General features: G+C 42.5%; 15 protein-coding genes. 9 read left to right on the top strand and 6 right to left on the bottom strand.

Translation table 11 applies throughout. The features are described from left to right. Positions 1–8 precede the first annotated feature (8 nt). From adhP to AC59JT_RS04040, 7 genes are all read left to right on the top strand, one after another. Complete coding sequence (adhP, locus tag AC59JT_RS04070) at positions 9–1,043, top strand: alcohol dehydrogenase AdhP (protein ID WP_497396333.1); 1,035 nt, start codon at positions 9–11, stop codon at positions 1,041–1,043. Continuing rightward, a complete protein-coding gene (locus AC59JT_RS04065; RefSeq protein WP_497396332.1) occupies positions 1,043–1,765 on the top strand; it encodes an LOG family protein in 723 nt (240 codons plus the stop codon). Before adhP ends, AC59JT_RS04065 begins: the two co-directional genes overlap by 1 nt. Positions 1,766–1,857: 92 nt before the next feature. Beyond that, positions 1,858–3,264: a L,D-transpeptidase scaffold domain-containing protein gene (locus AC59JT_RS04060; protein ID WP_497396331.1), complete on the top strand. Its 1,407-nt coding sequence runs from the start codon at positions 1,858–1,860 to the stop codon at positions 3,262–3,264. Between the two features lie 502 nt (positions 3,265–3,766). After that, complete coding sequence (locus AC59JT_RS04055; protein WP_497396330.1) at positions 3,767–4,726, top strand: helix-turn-helix transcriptional regulator; 960 nt, start codon at positions 3,767–3,769, stop codon at positions 4,724–4,726. Between the two features lie 428 nt (positions 4,727–5,154). After that, complete coding sequence (locus tag AC59JT_RS04050) at positions 5,155–7,899, top strand: T9SS type B sorting domain-containing protein (protein WP_497396329.1); 2,745 nt, start codon at positions 5,155–5,157, stop codon at positions 7,897–7,899. Positions 7,900–8,016: 117 nt separating this feature from the next. Next, positions 8,017–8,937 (top strand): PorP/SprF family type IX secretion system membrane protein, encoded by a 921-nt coding sequence (locus tag AC59JT_RS04045; protein WP_497396328.1) that lies wholly within the window; start codon positions 8,017–8,019, stop codon positions 8,935–8,937. Positions 8,938–9,137: 200 nt separating this feature from the next. Beyond that, positions 9,138–9,539: a DMT family transporter gene (locus AC59JT_RS04040; protein ID WP_497396327.1), complete on the top strand. Its 402-nt coding sequence runs from the start codon at positions 9,138–9,140 to the stop codon at positions 9,537–9,539. Here AC59JT_RS04040 and AC59JT_RS04035 read toward each other — a convergent pair. After that, complete coding sequence (locus AC59JT_RS04035) at positions 9,536–10,108, bottom strand: hypothetical protein (protein ID WP_497396326.1); 573 nt, start codon at positions 10,106–10,108, stop codon at positions 9,536–9,538. The two genes, AC59JT_RS04040 and AC59JT_RS04035, sit on opposite strands and share 4 nt — an antisense overlap. A 112-nt stretch (positions 10,109–10,220) precedes the next feature. Between AC59JT_RS04035 and AC59JT_RS04030 the strand changes: the two genes are divergently transcribed. Next, on the top strand, positions 10,221–11,396 hold the full coding sequence (locus tag AC59JT_RS04030) for a DUF418 domain-containing protein (RefSeq protein WP_497396325.1): 1,176 nt from the start codon (positions 10,221–10,223) through the stop codon (positions 11,394–11,396). Positions 11,397–11,435: 39 nt separating this feature from the next. Here the strand turns inward: AC59JT_RS04030 and AC59JT_RS04025 are convergent, their stop codons facing one another. The 3 genes from AC59JT_RS04025 to AC59JT_RS04015 are packed head-to-tail and all read right to left on the bottom strand — an operon-like array spanning position 11,436 to position 12,816. Beyond that, the gene (locus AC59JT_RS04025) at positions 11,436–11,783 is read right to left on the bottom strand and encodes a hypothetical protein (RefSeq protein WP_497396324.1); all 348 of its coding nucleotides are present in this window, start codon (positions 11,781–11,783) and stop codon (positions 11,436–11,438) included. 49 nt (positions 11,784–11,832) lie between these two features. Then, positions 11,833–12,405 carry a dihydrofolate reductase family protein gene (locus tag AC59JT_RS04020; protein ID WP_497396323.1) on the bottom strand — a complete coding sequence of 191 codons (573 nt, stop codon included), beginning with the start codon at positions 12,403–12,405 and terminating at the stop codon, positions 11,833–11,835. A 15-nt stretch (positions 12,406–12,420) separates the two neighbouring features. Then, positions 12,421–12,816, bottom strand: a complete 396-nt coding sequence (locus AC59JT_RS04015) for a DoxX family protein (protein ID WP_497396322.1) — start codon at positions 12,814–12,816, stop codon at positions 12,421–12,423. Between the two features lie 178 nt (positions 12,817–12,994). Between AC59JT_RS04015 and AC59JT_RS04010 the strand changes: the two genes are divergently transcribed. Beyond that, entirely contained in the window at positions 12,995–13,969 is a 975-nt protein-coding gene (locus tag AC59JT_RS04010; protein ID WP_497396321.1) for a GlxA family transcriptional regulator, read from the top strand. Between the two features lie 164 nt (positions 13,970–14,133). Here AC59JT_RS04010 and AC59JT_RS04005 read toward each other — a convergent pair whose 3' ends face one another. Both AC59JT_RS04005 and AC59JT_RS04000 read right to left on the bottom strand, forming a co-directional pair. Continuing rightward, positions 14,134–15,582 (bottom strand): beta-helix domain-containing protein, encoded by a 1,449-nt coding sequence (locus AC59JT_RS04005; protein ID WP_497396320.1) that lies wholly within the window; start codon positions 15,580–15,582, stop codon positions 14,134–14,136. A gap of 212 nt (positions 15,583–15,794) precedes the next feature. Further along, positions 15,795–18,560: a TonB-dependent receptor gene (locus tag AC59JT_RS04000; RefSeq protein ID WP_497396319.1), complete on the bottom strand. Its 2,766-nt coding sequence runs from the start codon at positions 18,558–18,560 to the stop codon at positions 15,795–15,797. Positions 18,561–18,574 lie beyond the last annotated feature (14 nt).

The following is an 18,574-nucleotide window of genomic DNA, read 5'->3' as shown; positions in this document are numbered from 1 at the left end:
ATAAAAATATGATCCCTAAAAAAATGAAAGCAGCGGTTATCCATCAGTTTGGACAGCCGTTGCAGATAGAAGAAATGCCGGTGAAAGAACCCGGCGAAAATCAAATTTTGGTGAAAGTAATTGCTTGTGGCGTATGCCATACTGATCTGCATGCCTGCGAAGGCGACTGGCCCGTACAAGCTAAAATGCCGTTAATACCGGGCCATGAAGCCGTGGGTTATGTAGCAGCGCTGGGCCGCGGCGTAAAAAATGTGAAGGAAGGAGATATAGTTGGAGTACCCTGGTTATATAGTGCTTGCGGCTGTTGCGAGTTTTGCATAACCGGATGGGAAACCCTTTGTGATACGCAGCAAAACGGTGGTTACAGTGTCGACGGTGGTTTTGCAGAGTATTTAGTGGCGGATTCAAGGTATGTGGCGCGTTTTCCATCCCATATTAACTTTACTCAAATCGCGCCAATTATTTGTGCGGGTGTAACTGTATATAAGGGTTTAAAGGAAACTGAAGCTAAACCAGGAGAATGGGTTGCTGTATCCGGCATTGGTGGTCTTGGTCATCTTGCAGTTCAATACGCTAAAGCCATGGGTTTGCATGTGGCTGCTATTGATGTAGCTGATGATAAACTAACCTTAGCTAAAACACTCGGTGCAGAATTAACGGTTAACGCAAAAGAGCAAGATCCGGGAGAATTTTTAAAGAAACAAACCGGTGGTATGCACGGCGTGCTTGTTACCGCGCCATCGCCAATAGCATTTAAACAAGGCATCTCTACTTTACGGCGTAAAGGTACAATCGCCTTGAATGGTTTACCAAAAGGCAGCTTTGATCTGCCCATATTTGAAACAGTACTCAACAGATATACCGTCAGAGGATCCATAGTCGGCACACGGAAAGATATGCAGGAAGCTATTGAATTTGCTGTGGAAGGCAAGGTAAAAGCTACTGTGCATACCACCCAACTAGAAAACATAAACGAGGTATTTAACGAAATGAAAAAAGGAGAAATTGAAGGTAGGGTTGTTTTAGAAATTGCAAAACCATAATGATAAACAACGCTGACATACAGTTTTTAGACGGCCCTCAGTCACGTTTCAAAGAGTTAAAATTTTTATTTGAAACAATGGCCGATCTGATGCATGGGCTAAGGAGTTTACACTTTTTAGGCCCATGCATCACCGTTTTCGGCTCGGCTCGGTTTAAGGAAGATCATCCTTATTACGAATTGACTCGGAAAGCATCTGCCGCATTCGCGCAGCTGGGATTTACAATAATCACAGGCGGCGGACCGGGCCTTATGGAAGCGGCTAACAGAGGCGCTAAGGATGTTAATGGCCGTTCTGTTGGCTGCAACATAAAATTGCCCGTTGAACAACAACCAAATCCTTACCTGGACAAGTGGGTTTACATGCGTCACTTTTTTTTACGGAAAGTTTTACTGGTAAAATATTCATTCGCGTTTGTGGTAATGCCAGGTGGCTATGGAACTATGGATGAGTTTTTTGAGGCTTTAACATTGATCCAAACACGAAAAATAAAAGATTTCCCGATCATCATATTTGGCGAAGAGTATCACCGTGATCTGATCGAATATCTAAACGTGATGAAAAACAATGCTACTATAAGCGTAGCTGATACACAGCTTTTTTTGATCACTGACGACATAGACGAAGCAGTAAATATGATCGCCGAAAAAAGCATCAAAAAATTCGGGCTGAAGCCAGCAGCCAGGTTTAAACCTTTCAAATGGCTATTTGAGCATATGTAGAAAATGTGACATGCGTCATTAATCACATTGCCTGACATCATTCTTTAAACGGGTGTTTGAATGCAATTTTATGATGACCAACAATAGCTGTCATGAAAAAGCGCATCAAGGTACTGATCACAGTTTTTATTTTAACTTTTACATTTGATACTCTGGTTGCCCGACCAACAGAGAGTCCTATTTCGGACGAAATAAAAAAACAGCTTACAGCTAAAACAATAACCGGATTATATTACCCCAAAACAGTTAAACGTTTTTACGAACGACAAATATTTAAACCAGCCTGGATAATGAATCAGCCAGGTTATGGTCATGCCTGGCAAGCAATGCTTATGCTCGATTGTGTAATACAATACGGCTTATTTCATGCTGATTATCATCCACAAGAGTTAACGTATACTCTTCTCCATGATATTTTGGATACCCCGGATAAAGTAGATCTTAAGATCCAGGCGCGGTATGATATACTATTGACAGACGCGATCATTAATTTAATGAACAACTTGCATTACGGCAAATTAAATCCCTACTACTCTAAAAAGGTGATTGACGCTGGTATTAATGGTTTTGATTCGGGCGATATTTTGGAAAAAGCGCTAAAACAAAAGGACGTTATGCCTGCCATAGCGGCCGTGCAACCTTTATCAAAAGAATACCTGGACATGTTAAATCATATGGTGTTGTTAAAAGGCAGATACGATGGAGATTGTTATGAAGTGCCGGAAAGCACTATACGCAAACTGGCTATTAATATGGAACGCATGCGTTGGGCAAATATTAATGATCCTACATACATCCATGTAAACATCCCGTCATACACGTTGATGTTCCATCAACCCGATACGACCTATTTATTTAAGGTAATTGTAGGAAAATCAACATCACCAACGCCCACACTTTCAGGTAATATCAGTCATTTTACAACTTTGCCTGAGTGGCGGGTACCGCAGCAAATATTTGCAGAAGAATTACTGAAAAAGGCCTTCGTTGATTCAACTTACTTCGATAAGAATAAATTTATTATTTATTACAAAGACAGTAATACTGTCAAAATTAATACTCAAAGCCTAAAAAGAATAAGGGAAAAACCGAAAGACTATTACGCAATACAATCCGCTGGATATAATGCATTAGGGGCTATAGCATTTCGTTTTGCAAATACATATAATATTTACATACATGACACGCCTGAAAAAAGCATATTTATGAAGAAAAACCGCGCGCTAAGTCATGGTTGCATACGTGTTGAGCGTGCGGACAAACTTGCTATGTTGATGCTAAGGAACGATGACAACGCTGATAAGATATTCGCGTTAAATAAAAATCTAACAAGTCAAAAAACGCAAACGTTTAATTTAACAGCATTACTACCCGTTAAGATAACTTATTTAACATGTGCCGTGATCGAAGGAGAATTTATACTCTACGACGATATATACAATCTGGATAAGAGTTTAGAGATGGCTTTGTATGGAGTGGATGTGGCATCTAAACCTTAGTCCATTAATATCTGGTGAAAATTTATTAGATTATCTCTTTGCTGTACAATATTTGTAAAACATAGTAGGGAAATTCGTCAATTTTTGATGTCGAACTAAACAAACAAAATCAGCTTTTTCTTCAAAAAAAACATGTTTTTACTATCAAAAAATGCACATTTTAAGAAAAGAACGGGAGATTTTCAAACAAACAGAAAAAAGGAATTTTCGCCGTTTCCGGTACTAAAAATCAGATATATTAAATAACTGATAGTCAGATCTTTAGAAATATAATTTAGAACATTTGTAAAACAATAGAAATATTCACAATAGATTGATTATCAGTATTTTAAGCTAAAATAATATTCTCAACCATCGATATAATTTCTTTAAATATGAATCACACGTTGATCCCTTGTATATAAAGATCAAAAAAAGTTAACTCCCGTAGTTCAATGGATAGAATTTGCGGTTCCGGTCCGTAAGACTAAAATAGCCACAAATGAGCTATTAATAGTCGAAAATGAAAATATCTATTACAGATGAAGGGCAAGGGGTCTTCCACCAGTTTGCCAGAACTATCGGCGCTACGATAGATGGGAGGTTTATATACATCCCGGAAAGTAAAGGGGGAGGCTTTATTACGGGCTTTAACTGGGGCGACGATCTGCGGATGATGATCAGGCATTACTATTTAAAGAATGAAATAGTTATCGAGCGGACGAACAAACTCGCCGAAGGGCAAGATGATATCGTTTTTCTGTTAAGCGGGATCTTCCCTTCGCTAATTAAAAGTGATGACAAGTTAACCCATGAGCAGCCGCTCGTGATGATTTGCAGGCACGCAGTTTCCTCTATTATCGAAATGCTCTTTAATACCGTTTTTGGCAGCGTAACAATAGCTGTTTCACGCAAATACCTGCGTGAACTCATTGGCATTTTAGACCATCCAATAACTGTCAGTATATTAGAAACTCATGAAAATTTTATTTACGAAACCTTTATTTCACCCGAAATGATCCAAACGGCCAGCGGGCTTATTCATCAAACAGTACCGCAAAGCCTGGAAAGCCGTTATTATCAACTAAAATGTGAGGAATTATTGTGTCTCGTTTTCTCGGTACTACTGCAAAGGGATGCTGTACCGGCAAGCAATATGCATATCAAAGACATCAAAGCTATCTATAATATTAAATCAAAGCTATTAGCCGAGATTCATGAGCCGCCAAACATCGCGCGTTTAGCTTTTGAGGCAGGTATGAGCGAACCTAAGATGCGAAAGCTATTTAAGCAAACTTTTGGAAAAGGGGTATTTGAATATTATCAGTACTCAAAAATGCAAGTGGCAGCGGACCTGTTGAAACAAAAACATTTAGCTGTTTCAGAGGTTGGATATCAACTGGGGTTTACTAATTTAAGTCACTTTTCCAGGGTATTTGAAGCGCATTTCGGCATAAAACCAAAAAAGTTCCAGCAGGTTTAGTAATAGCGAGGTTGGTATTGTGGTCAACCCTTGATTTTCATTAAACCTCCGCCAGCAAATTATATTATTAACGAATCGAAGAATCTTGCCATCACTATCCTACCTTGTACAATATTTGTAAAACATTCCAAAGAAATTCGTCAATTTTTGATGTCGAACTAAACAAACAAAACCAGTTTTTTCATAAAAAAAACATTTGTTTTTACTATCAAAAATGCACATTTTAAGAAAAGAACGATAGATTTTCAAACAAACAGAAAAAAGGAATTTTTGCCGTTTCCGGTACCATCGATATGAGTTCGAATCTCGTCGGGAGCACCAAAGCCTCGCTGTTACACAGCGAGGCTTTTTTGTTTTAAAAATTGACGGGACAATAGCTATGTTTTGTAAGTATTTTTTACAATATTCGTATACCTGAACCGTGTGTGATGAACAGACCTTGTTATTTATTTTTAGTGGTGTTGGCTTGTTGGTCGGCGCTATTTATTAATAAAAGCAATGCACAAACGAGCTCAAATGAAGGCACCGAATTTTGGGCCGCTTTCCCTACTCACGAGTCGGCGCCCGATTCAAAATTTGAGCCTTTATTACCCAATTTCAGCATTTTTATAACAAGCTCCCGCGCATCATCGGGCAAAATAACTGCAGGTACGTTTTCTCAGCCATTCACTGTTTTACCTAATACGGTAACAGAGGTTAAGATCCCCCGCGATGCGGCCTACATTAAGAAAACTGAGGGTGGCACTGTACTTTCAAATAAAGCTATACACTTATTGGTTGACCAGGGCGAACCACCTGTTGTTGTATACGCGCATATATTCGCCGGCCAGCGATCGGCGGCAAGCCTTATTTTACCGGTGGAAGCATTGGGTCGTCAATACTACAGTATAAATTACCAACAGGATAATAATGAAGGCCAGAACTACCTGACTGCTATAGCAACCGAGGACAATACCCGCATATTCATTAAAAAAGGCAATACCGAATTGGTTGCGGGTGGTGTACTGCTTAGCAAAGCGGGGGATGTATATGAGTACCTGTCAGATGAGGACCTTACAGGCATTTCGGTCACTATTGATCAAACAGCGGCCTGCAGCAGGTTTGCTTTATTTACAGGTAGTACTGGCGTGGCTTTAGGCCGTAATTTGTGTACGCCTCAGTCATTAGATCCTTTATTTCAGCAAAATTATCCTGTTGAAAGCTGGGGGTCATCTTATGGCTTTATTCCCTTAAGTACTTACAGCCCCGCTTTTTCGCAACCGGTACGAACAGCAGGACAGTTTGTGCGGATATTGGCCAAAGAAGCAGGTACCACTGTGACCATTGGAGGACAGCAGGTAGCTACACTTAACGAAGGCGAGTATTATACAAGCCCCGAACCGCTTACCAAAGTAGCTATAATCACCGCAAGCAAACCGGTTTGTGTTGCCCAATACGCGCTAAGCCAGCCCTGCAATAAAACCATTGCCACCAGCGATGTTAATGCGCAAAGTTACAGCGACCCAGATATGCTGATACTAAACCCTATTGAGTTTAACATAAAAAACATAACGGTGTACTCTTCCACCAAAGAAAATATTACCGAGCAGTATATTAACGTTTTCATTAAAGCAAGCGCCGGTGCCAGTTTCAGGATAAATGGAAACGCCCCGGCTAACGGGTTCACGCAAGTACCCAACAGGCCTGATTATTCGTACCTGCAGCTTAACCTAAACAGCTACGCCGGCAACACGTTTACTTTAACCGCCGATGAAGGTTTTAATGCAACCGCCTATGGTTTTGGCAATGTGGAGTCATACGCGTACTCCGCCGGCACTAACCTGGCTGTTTGGCAAAAGTTATCGGGTATAAAAACAAGTGATGGTTCCGCGATTGATTTGGCGTGTGTAAATGAGGACTTTTCATTTAAACTCACGGTACCTTACCTGGCATCATCCATAACGTGGCAGATGGATAAAAATGAACAGGCCACATTACAACCCACCCCATCGCCTACTGTAGTAACACTTAACGGAAATGCCGCCTATGAATACTCATTTCCACGTACGGCTGCTTATCAACAACCGGGTATACACCATATTACCGTTGATATTACCTATCAGCAAAACGGGAGCTGCAGTGCCGGCGCAAAACAAATTGAATATGACTTCTTAGTGAACCCTGTGCCTGCAGTCGATTTTCGAACACAAACCCCCGCTTGCCCTGATGAGGTTTTTTTTGAGGATCGTACTGATCCGGGTAGCAATAAAATTACCAGCTGGCATTGGGATTTTGGCGATGCCGATAGCCCGGCAGATCAAAACATATCGGCGTTACAAAACCCAACGCACACCTTTACAAAAAGCGGTTTATATCCCGTTAGCTTAACAGTTACTTACAGTACAGGTTGCCAAAACTTCAAGATTATCGACGTTAATGTGATAATAGGCGACATACCGCACCTTCAATTTGACGCTATACCGCCCGTGTGTATTAATACCTCACCTTTTAATATCACTCAAGCGCGGGAGGTATCAGGTGTTTTGGGTAATGGTTTTTATAGCGGCAAGGGCATTGATAACTCTGGCATGTTTAACCCCGCCAAAGCCGGACCGGGGATAAATACGATAACTTACACTTATGTTTCACAACAAACAAACTGCCAGGCTACAATTACACAAACTATAAATGTTTTAGAAAGCCCGTTGGCTGATAACATGGAGGTTGATGTAAACTATGGCGAAAGTATAGCTTTAAGGCCCCACTACACCGGTACTAATTTAACTTACACATGGACACCCTCAACCGGACTGGACAGAACAGATTCCCCTTACCCTACAGCAAAACCTGCGGAAACTACCGATTATACTATAACCATCGACAACGGGAGCTGCAATTACACCGCCAACGTTAAAGTAAACGTTTTGCATTTACCTAAAGTTGTAAATACATTCACACCAAATAATGATGGCGTTAATGACCTTTGGGACATTGAAAATATACACTATTACCCGCAAGCCGAAGTGAGCATATATAACCGCTATGGCGCACGGATTTATTACTCAAAGGGCATTTACAAAGCCTGGGATGGCAGATATAAAAACACGCCTGTGCCAACGGGAGTTTTTTACTACGTTATAAAGGCAGGAGCCCGTAACAAGCCGCTTACAGGCTTTGTTAGCCTAATTCGTTAATAATTATATTGTCCTTGCGTTGTCCACCTTAATGCGGGTTTATACTGTGTTTAGTGTAACATATTATAATTACCTTCGCCTCAGGTTGATAGCCGCAAACCTGTCATCGCCCCTATTATGACTATTAATACCCACATCAAACTTACTTTTGCTTTAGTGCTAATGAGTTTTGCGTTTACCCAAAAAGTTAACGCACAACAGTTTTTCACTTACTCGCAATACATGAATAATCTTACGCCGGTTAACCATAACTATTCGTTATTGGACAGGAACGGCTCCATCAGCAGCATATACCGCAAGCAGTGGACTGGCATTGAAGGCGCCCCTACTACCCTATTGCTCAGCAGCGCTATACCTTTGGAACAAATGCGCGCTGCTACCGGTCTTATCGTTATGGATGATAAGCTGGCTGTTGAGCACCAAACCGCTGTTAATGGCTATTTTGCCAAAGGCTTGCAACTTTCGCCGGAGGGATATCTGGCAGTTTCGCTTAATTTGGGATTGCGCAGGTATGTGGCCAATTACTCGCAACTTGACCCGCTTGACCCTACCTTCAGCACAGATTACCGCGAATTACAACCAAATATTGGTTTTGGCGTGATGTACTACACCAAACAATTTTATTTCGGCGTTTCGGTGCCCGAGATCAGCATACGGTCGTTGGGTAATGGCTCGGCGGAGGATAACGTTTTCTTCAGGAACCACTACTACTTTTCGGGGGCATACCTTACCGGTACTGATGATGACGACGTGCGCTTTAAGCCCGCTTTTTTATATGCCTATACCCGCGGCATAACAGGCATTGCCGATCTATCTGCAACAATGTACCTCAAAAACACCCTGGGTGTGGGTGCCAACTACCGCACCAACAAAGAGGCCGCGGCCATTATGACCGTAAAATTCAACCCGCTTACTTTGGGATACAGTTACCGCTTTAACACCACATCGGGCAATTTAAATGGCGTGAGTTTTACCACACACGAACTCATGCTCAGCTTCCATTTTGGCAGGCACATGAGCGATGTGAAACTGTTGTAAGTGTAGCGGCTTATGCGTAGCACGCTACAGTGCTACACTTGGTGTAGCAGGCTACAAGCGTTGTTATCAGACAGATAACTTTTTTGGTGGCACAGTTTTGACAGTATTGCGCTACAGGCAAATTTAAGCCGGGTTTAGTGGGCTTGTGGTGACTAAACCTTAACTTATTTTAAACATCTGCATAACACGTATGCCTTAACTTGCCAAAAGTTAAATTTGTTTATTTGGCCTGGATATATATTATTATTGCCGCCATTATAGAGGCCGCCTGGACCTACAGCGTTAAGCTTTTCAGGCTTAGCGATCTGAAGCTCATCACCTGGCAAAACTTTTACACGCCCGAGGGTTTGCTGAAGATGGCTCCCATCACCGGCTACCTGCTTTTTGGTTTGGGCAATGCCTGGTTCTTTTCGCTGGCTATAAAACAAATACCTACCGCTATAGCCTTTGCCGCCTGGACTGGCGCCAGCATCATCATCCTCAAAATTACCGATACCATATTCTTCCGCGAAAGCATATCATGGGCCGAAGTGTTTTTTATACTGATGATAATTGGCGGTGTGGTGGGCTTGAAGTTTTGTAAGGTAGACGCGGTGCACTAAGCTTTCCGTCGAAGTATTTTCAATAACCGGCTATCTGGTAACGCCTTTACCACCTGGTACACTAGACCAACAGCAGCCCCTATCGCGCTACCCGCATATCCCCAATTATGCATTGACCCTACGGCAATAAATGCTCTTCTATTGACTAAACCCGGTGGCAAATGCCAATTTACGTGACCTAACGACAGGCAAGCATAACCATATATCAGCCCCGCTAAACCTGCCATAGCCGTAATTGCAAGCGTTAGCAAAACAGCGTTGCGCGCGCGTAGCCACATTGTCCCGGCATCCTTGTGTATCAAACCTGTGAAACCCATAAACAGGCCCAAAACGGCGCCTACCCACCACGTCGCCAGAAAGCCGACAACCGCTACCCACAAACGCGGGTTAGGCACTAGAGCGAGACCTGCTACATTGGATTCGTCGGCTATTCCGAACTGAAAAAATTTGAAACGCGTATAATATTCGTCACAGATAGTATATGTGAACTGATCATGCAAAACTCCGTATACCCCGGCTGTAATTGGAGTTAAACAAACAATCAGCAATAAAACACCAAGTTTTTTCATTCTTATCGGCCACCAAATAAAGCCTCACTAATATACTTATAGCTATAGCCATTGTAACAATCCCCTTAAAAAATTATCTATATTTAAACCACCATTAACTGATATCGCAACCATGCAAACAGAAACTGCAAAACCTATTGCCGATAGCAAACGCACCGCTATTGTTGATATATTACGCGGCTGGGCCATACTGGGCGTAGTAATTGGTAACTATACTGATTACTATTATTTTGGCAAACCCGTTAAACACAATCCCGATCTCGTCTCGCAAATATTGCAGGGCGTTCACCAGGCCTTCTTCGCTGCCAAATCATGGACCATGCTTAGCCTTCTGTTTGGCTATGGCTTTGCCGTGGTGATGGATAACATTGCTGCTAAAGGCAAAAGCCCCATCGCGTTTTTTAGCAGGCGGATGTTTTGGCTTTTGGTGATAGCTTTGGTTAACTCGGCATTTTGGTTTGGCGATATTTTGAAGGATTACGCTATACTGGGTTTAATACTCATGTTGTTTTACAAATGCTCGGGCAAAACAGCTTTAAGGCTGGCCGTTGCGCTGTTGGTTGCGCTGCCATTTATAGTAGCCGCGGTGAGCCATTTTATTCCTTATGATTACCAGGCCGCGGTAGATAAATACTACCTGCCGCAACTATACAGCCATACCCCGCTTGATATTTTCGCGGCGCATTTAAAGGGTACCTATTTTATGGAAGTGCTTTACCCATCGTATGCCGTTAATGTGCACGTAATGATGTTTGCCTGCATGTTGCTGGGCTTTGCTGCGCAGAAGTTCGACATCTTTAATCGGCTTCATGAGCTGAAAAAGCCCCTTAAAATTGTCTTTTTCAGCAGTCTTGCCTTCGGTATTATTACCAGCGTTGGTGTGGGGATGATGTTTCAATATAAATCGCCCGCACTAACCTATTTCAAACCTTTTTACTGGGCCATATTTGGCACCATGATGATGATACTTACCGGCATTTGCTGGATATATGTTAACGGGCGGTTAAAAGGCTTTTTTAACGCCATGCAATATATGGGCAAAATGACTTTAACCAATTACATGGTGCAAAACGTACTGGCCTGGTTCCTGTTTTTAAATGTGGGCTTCGGGATTTTTAATACCAAGCCGTTTTGGGTTTATTTTGGCGCAGCGGTATTGATTTTTGTGATACAGATATTTGTAAGCAAATGGTGGCTTAAACATTATAACTACGGACCGGTGGAATGGATATGGCGACAGTTAACCTACGGTAAGCGCCTGCCAATTAAAAAGCAGCCGGAGGTATAAACAGAAAGAGCGATCAATAAACCTGATCGCTCTTTTAATTTAATCCAAACCCGGCGCCAGTTTATCGGGGTTTACACCGCCGTCGTGGTCGTTTGATTCGGTAATTTTGCTCAGGTTATAATGCATTTCGCCATGCAGCTCCTCTCCTTTCAGCAAACCTTTATCGTACAAATTTTTGAGCACCTGTTTAGTAAAAACGATAAGCGCGTCGCTTTTAAGGCCGGGTTCAAGCTCTTCCAGTTTATTAATAACCTGGGGCGCCGTGCCTTCGCCTAACTGGGCAAGCGCGTAAATAACCTTGTTTTCCTGTGTATCTTCGGCAAAATAGCTTGCCGGAATGTGCAAGGGCTTATACTCCTCGCGAAATTCATCATCTGATAGTTGCATAGTTCAAGTTTTATATCATAACTATAAAACAAGATTAATGCCAAGCCCTTTAAGCCGGGCTATAATGCATTATTACAACGCCCGAAGCAAACTGCTCCACCTTATCCAAACGCATGTTCAGCCTATCCTTTACTTGCTTAAACAAGGGCTTACCTTTACCCAACACAACCGGGTGCATCCATAACACATATTTATCCACAAGCTCATAATTCATCAGCGCACCTACCAGCCTGCCGCTGCCATAAACCATAATATCTTTCCCTGCCTGTTTCTTCATCTGCAGCACCTCTTTGCGCAGGTTTCCGCTGATCAGGCTCGAGTTATCCCAAGCCAACATATTCATGGAGCGCGAATAAACTATCTTCTGATAACGGTTCATCATATCAGCAAACGCGTAATCATCCCGTGGGAAAGCCCCGTTACCAGTTACGGCTGGCCAGTAAGCGGCCATAGCCCGGTAAGTTACCGCCCCAAGTAATATAGTATCGGCCCGGCTTAATTGGTCGCACTGGGCACGGGCCATTTCGCTCGTCCAGCTTTGAAAATGCCAGTCAAGCTCACAGTTCGGCCCCGCCATATAGCCGTCAAGCGTTACGTTTATAGATACAATGAGTTTGCGCATTACGGGCTTAGCTTATTAATTTAAGTTGGCGGCGGCTGTGCCTGCTATTTTTTTGCGATACCAGATGTAGGCCAACACACCAACTGTTAAGGGGATAAACATAAAGAAAGGCGATCCTTCCAGTTTTTCAGGCGGCGCGGCAAAAAGTGAATAGGTGGCCCCTATCAGGTCGAACATCAGGCCGGCATAAGCCCACTCTTTAATACGCGGATAGCCGGGGATAAGAATAGCTATTACACCCAGTATTTTGGCCACACCAATAAACGGAATAAAGTAAATAGGATAACCGAGCCCTTCGTGCATACCTTTTACGGCAAGGTCCTGCACCAAAGCGTCGGGTATGGCCGAGCCTAACATCATAAAGGCAAACAAGCCGTTAAAAACCCAGAATAAAATTTTTGTTGTTTTCATGTTGATTATGTTTTAAAGTGATTGTTGTTTTTACTGATACAAATGTAGCCCGGTACCACACAACAGGTAACGTGCAATCAGGACATGTTTAGGGTTTAAATGCGACTTTAGCACCCACAGCTATTAATTGTAAAAAGTAATTGGTTAAATTTGATGTAACACGCACTCACAAAAAACAATGAAACACGTATCAATACTAGTACCGTTTGAAGCTGTGGCGCCGGCCATTGTCGATCCGCGCTACATGTTAACCACCATTAACCATTTTTTACAGGAAGCCGGTAAAGAGCCCGCTTTTGATGTTGAACTGGTGGGCCTGGCCAAACAGATACCGTTAAACGGCGGCACCTTTGCGGTTAATACTGATAAGCTATGCAGCGAGGTAAAGAAAACCGACCTGGTTATTATCCCCGCGCTGTTTGGCGATATGCAACATGCGCTGGAAGTAAACAAAGATTTTTTGCCCTGGATACGCGAGCAATATAACAATGGTGCGGAGGTAGCTTCGTTATGCCTTGGCGCGTTCCTGATGGCATCTACCGGCTTGCTGGATGGTAAGGAGTGTTCAACCCATTGGTTGTTTGCCGATAGTTTCCGCCAGATGTTCCCGACAGTGACCGTGGCCGATGGCAGTATTGTTACCGAAATTGATGGCCTGTACTCAAGCGGCGGTGCCAGCTCGTACTGGAACCTGCTGCTGCACCTGATAGAAAAATATACCGGTCGCGAGCTTGCTATCCGTGCTTCGAAATTCTTCGCCATAGAGATAGACCGTAAAACGCAATCGCCGTTCATCATGTTTAACGGGCAGAAAAAGCATGAGGACGAGCCCATCCGCAAAGCGCAGGAATTTATTGAGCAAAACCTGACCGAAAAGATATCTGTTGAAGAACTGGCGTCTAAATTTGCCATAGGCACGCGTCATTTCGCACGCAGGTTTAAAAAAGCTACCAACAACACGCCTGCCGAATACATTCAGCGGGTAAAAATTGAAGCCGCAAAAAAAGACCTGGAGAACACCCGTAAAAATATTAACGAGGTGATGTATGATATTGGTTACGTTGATGTAAAAACCTTCCGCACGGTATTTAAAAAGATAACCGGCCTCTCGCCTATCGATTATAAGCATAAATATAATCGCGGGGCGGCTTAAAATCGCGCCAGCATAAAACCAAAACGCCTCGTAGCAATGAATGCGAGGCGTTTTTATTTGATGTATTATAACACCGTAGCAGCACGGCCTTTGTCGCGCCAGTATAAAACAAAAAAGCCCCGCAACCAATCGTCGCGGGGCTTTTTTATGAAAGTTTACTTATATTATTTTACAGCACCTGGAGTAGTGTAAGCAGTTTGTTGAGCATTGTAGTTAACCCAGGCAGTAGTCCAATCGGTAGTACCGTCAAAAGCACCTCTGTAAGCTACAGTTTCGAAGAAACCGCCACCTAATTTAGTATCAGTGAAGATAGCACCTGTTAAACCTACCGAACCTGCTTTTTGAGTGAAGTTAGGCACACCTGCACGAGCAGCCGGAGCTAAGTCAGTACCAAATTTGTAAGGGTCTGTATAGATATCACCACCGTAAGTTGCAGGAGTGAAAGTGTTGTTAGCAGTTAAGCCAGTAGTAAGCGTAGCTAAAATAGTAGCGTTTGAAGCTTTGATCTGGTTTGATTTGCTGTTGCTACCTAATACTAAGTTGTTAGCGAAACCTGAACGACCTGCTAAGTAGTTAGCTGATGAGTTTTCAGGAGCTGCAGCAGGAAGAGCGTCATCATAGAAAATACCTTCAGTGTAACCTGCAAATATTGAGTTGAAGATGCTGATAGAAGAGTTACGACGGATCTGTGCAGCGTGCTGGAAGTTAGCATTGATGGCTGTGAAAGAAGCATTTTCTTTCGGGCCTAAGATAGTAACGTTTGAAAATACACCGCTTGTTTGTGGCGTAACGTTAGTACCGGTGCTTAAGTTATCAGACTCGAAACCGTTTGAACCAGATACGTCGGCAGTAGCAGCTAAACGCTGAGCTACAGCAAACTGAACTTTACCAGCCCAACCGTTATCAGTATCAAAGTCATCATCCCAGGTATCAATAGCTACTAAGTGTTTAGCGTTAACATTACCACCGAACCACTCAAAAGCGTCATCACCTGAACGGTAAACAGCTACATAATCAATAGTAGTACCTGAACCAACGCTACCAAAAGTTAAGCCGTTAAGCTCGTTATCAGCACCCAGTGGAATACCGGCATACTCGATACGTACATATTTTAAAGTACCTGAGTTATCAGCGGCGTTAGTACCGCCGTGTTTAGCTTTATCAGTAGCATCAGATATACCTTCGATAGGCACAGCGGTACCTAAATTGTTAGGAGCACTACCTAATAATACTACGCCACCCCAGTCGCCTTGAGAACGGCCACCAGCAGGTTGGTTTGATGTAAATACAATTGGTTTATCAGCAGTACCAACCGCTTCAATTTTTGAGCCGCGGGTAATGATCAAAGCAGCAGCAGCAGCTTTATCACCTTTAATAATGGTACCCGGTTGTATAGTTAAAGTAACGTTGCCAGTAACGTAAACTTTAGCTTTTAATAAATATATTTTGTCTGATGTCCAGGTAGTGTTAGTAGTTATATCGCTTGATACGGTTACCACGTTACCATCACCATTAACCGGTGGGTTTATATCACCCGGATCAACAGAGCTTTTTGAACAGCTTCCTAAGAACAAGCTTACGCCCAAGGCTGCTAATAATACAATTTTTTTCATCGTGTCTTTTTTACGTTATGGTTATTTTAATTTATGATCAAAAGAACAGATCAAGCTTGAACTTAATATTACTGTTACTTTATCTCTATATTAAATGAGCAACCTTTGAGTTAACACTACTTTAACACCAATGCTATTGCCGGGCACTTTACATCCAATATTCTCAGCATAAAAAAAGGGGCCTAAAGCCCCTTTTTTGTTATGTGTATTTGTTAAAACGTGTAGTTAAACTGTAGTGAAAAGTTACTACCCGGTTTGAAGCTGCTTTGGGTAAAATCGCCCGCGTTGTACTTTTTATCCTTGTTCATGTCGTAGTAAAAAGTAACACCCTGGTTTAAAATATCACCTGCGGTAAATTTGATCTCGCCTTTGCTTTTCATCACCTTCATGCCCAATTGCAAGTCAATCACATCACGCGGCACTTCCCAAATACCCTGGAAAGCTGCACCAGCTGCAACAGCCAACTTGCGGCCTACCCTGTTATACAAGGCGTTGAAGTTGTATTTACCGTTAGCAAAGCTGTGTTGTAAACCACCGTTTATTACGTATGGTGCCTGGCCTACCAATGGTCTTTCTTTTTCAAGGAAGTTTAAGCTACCATCTGTAGGGTTAACCGCAGTTGATTTGATCAAAGCAAGGTTAGCGTAAGCGATAGTGTTTTTCCAGAAATCGTTAGCTACGATGAAATCTAGTGATTTACGAACCTCGAACTCCACACCATAAACATTAGCTTTTTGTGAGTTGAAGTAGGTAATGGTACGGGTTGAACCGGCATCACTGTTAAAGGTCTCGATAGCGTTGGTGAATTTTTTGTAGAAACCTGATACCGATAGTATCTGACCGGCAGAAGGGTATAACTCAAAACGTAAATCGATGTTATCGATGTTAGCACGTTTCAGCTTAGGGTCACCTTGTTGGAAAGCAAGGATCTCGTAGTCATAATACTGCGTAACCGATAACTCTCTGAACTCCGGACGAGCCAATGTACGAGAGTATGAAGTACGTAAGTTGATTTTATCAGTTAAGCTATAAGTAATGTTAGCCGATGGCAACAGGTCGGTATAATTTTGTTTAACTTTTTGCAGGTTTGGCGCACCCGGGGTAAGATCTAAACGGAACTGCTCAACACGTGCACCGTAGGTTAATCTTAATTTACCAAATTTGTTATCCATCATTAAATAACCCGCATTAGTTAACGAGTTAGCGTTGTATGAATCCGGGCGACCGTCGATCTCTTCCAGTTTGTAAACGTTGGCATCAACCACGTCACGTGCAAACAAAGTATTCAACGGGCGGCGTTTGATAGGATCAGCAAAGTCAGGATCATTGTTTCTGATAACCGGGCCGATGAAACGTACATCATAATTTCTGTCGCGATAGAAAGTGCTGGCACCTGCTTTGAAAGTACCGCTCAGTTTTTTAACCGGTAACGAGTAGTTAGCCGCGGCTGAGTATGAATTTTCATTCATTTTAGCATACAGGGTAGCATTCTCTTTACCCAGGGTTGAAACGTTAGCCTGGTAAGGCACATCCTGACCTAAGTTTTTTGAGTAGCTGATTTTACGCTGACCCGGCTGATCGTTCACTACGTTGTTGTAGCTTAAGTTCCAGTTAAGTTTTGAACCGTTGTCGCCCAACGGGTGGTTACCCTCTAAGGTTGATTTTAATAAGCCTTTTTGCAAAAGGTCAAAAGCAAAGTATTTTACATCAGCAGTTGAGCTGGTGTTGTAACCGCCCCTTGACAGGAACGAATCATCATAAATACGGTTGTACAAGTTTTTGAAAGTGATCTTGTTTTTACCGAAGGTGTAACCCAGGTTTAACACCGCACCAACGTTGGTTGAGAATTTGTAAACGTTATCGCTGTAGTGATAATCATAGTAATCGCGCAACACCTCATTTTGTATGGTTTGCGAGTTACGGTAGGTTAAAGCTAAAATTGCACCTAAACGGCTTCCGCTTTTAAAGTCTTTAGCTTTACCAAGGCTTAACTGGTAGCTTTGGGTTGGCAGGGCGGTGTTATTATAAATATTGTAATCCTTAGTAATTGAGCGCAGCATCCGGATATTGGTCTCGGGTGTAAGGCCGTTTGATATGCTGGTATAATTTACAAAGCCGTTAGGCAACGAGCGCTGGCCATTATCAAAACCAAAGTAATCGGTAGCGTTACGGGTACCGCTTTTAAAGTTTTTAAAGGTTGATGCGGTGTTATAACCCTCGCCTATGCTAAACGAAACAAAGTTTTGATCAGGTATATCTTTAGTGGTAATGTTGATCAACCCACCTGCAAACTCGCCGGTTTGATCTGGCGTAGCAGTTTTGGTAATAGTTAAGTTCTCGATCAGGTTTGAAGGAACAATATCGAAAGAGAAAGCTTTACGGTTAGGCTCGGTACTTGGTAACGAAGCGTTATCCAGCATTACCGAGTTATAACGATCGCTCAAACCACGTACAACAACAAATTTATTATCCTGCACGGTAGCGCCGCTTACACGTTTTAAAACGTCGGCAGTGTTTCTGTCAGGTGATTTTTTGATCACATCGGCAGTAACACCGTCTGATATAGATACGCTGTTTTTTTGCGCAGCATATAATGATGCTACCGATGCCTGGCGATAAGTGGCCTTGATCACAACCTCGTTCAGAGATTTTTGTGACTCGTCGGCCAAAGTAACGTCAAGATTGGTAACCTCGTCGGCTTTTACCACCACGTCTGATATCGACTTGGTTTGGTAACCTATAAAGCGAAATTGCAGGGTATAGGTACCCGGTTTAATGTTTGATAGGATGTACTTTCCATCTACATCAGCAGCTACACCGGTGGTAGTGCCTTCAATAGTAACCGTAGCGCCAATAAGGGTTTCACTGGTTTTTTGGTCGGTGATTTTACCTGCAATTTTGCCTGTTTGGGCAAATACACTTGAGGTGATTAATACAATTGCGAAGGTTAATAGGGTTGATATTTTTGCTCTTAACATAAACTTTAAATATT

The organism is Mucilaginibacter sp. A3364, from assembly GCF_059690715.1.
The sequence above is the reverse complement of the archived record's forward strand: the minus strand, read 5'-3'. Positions and strand labels throughout refer to the sequence as shown.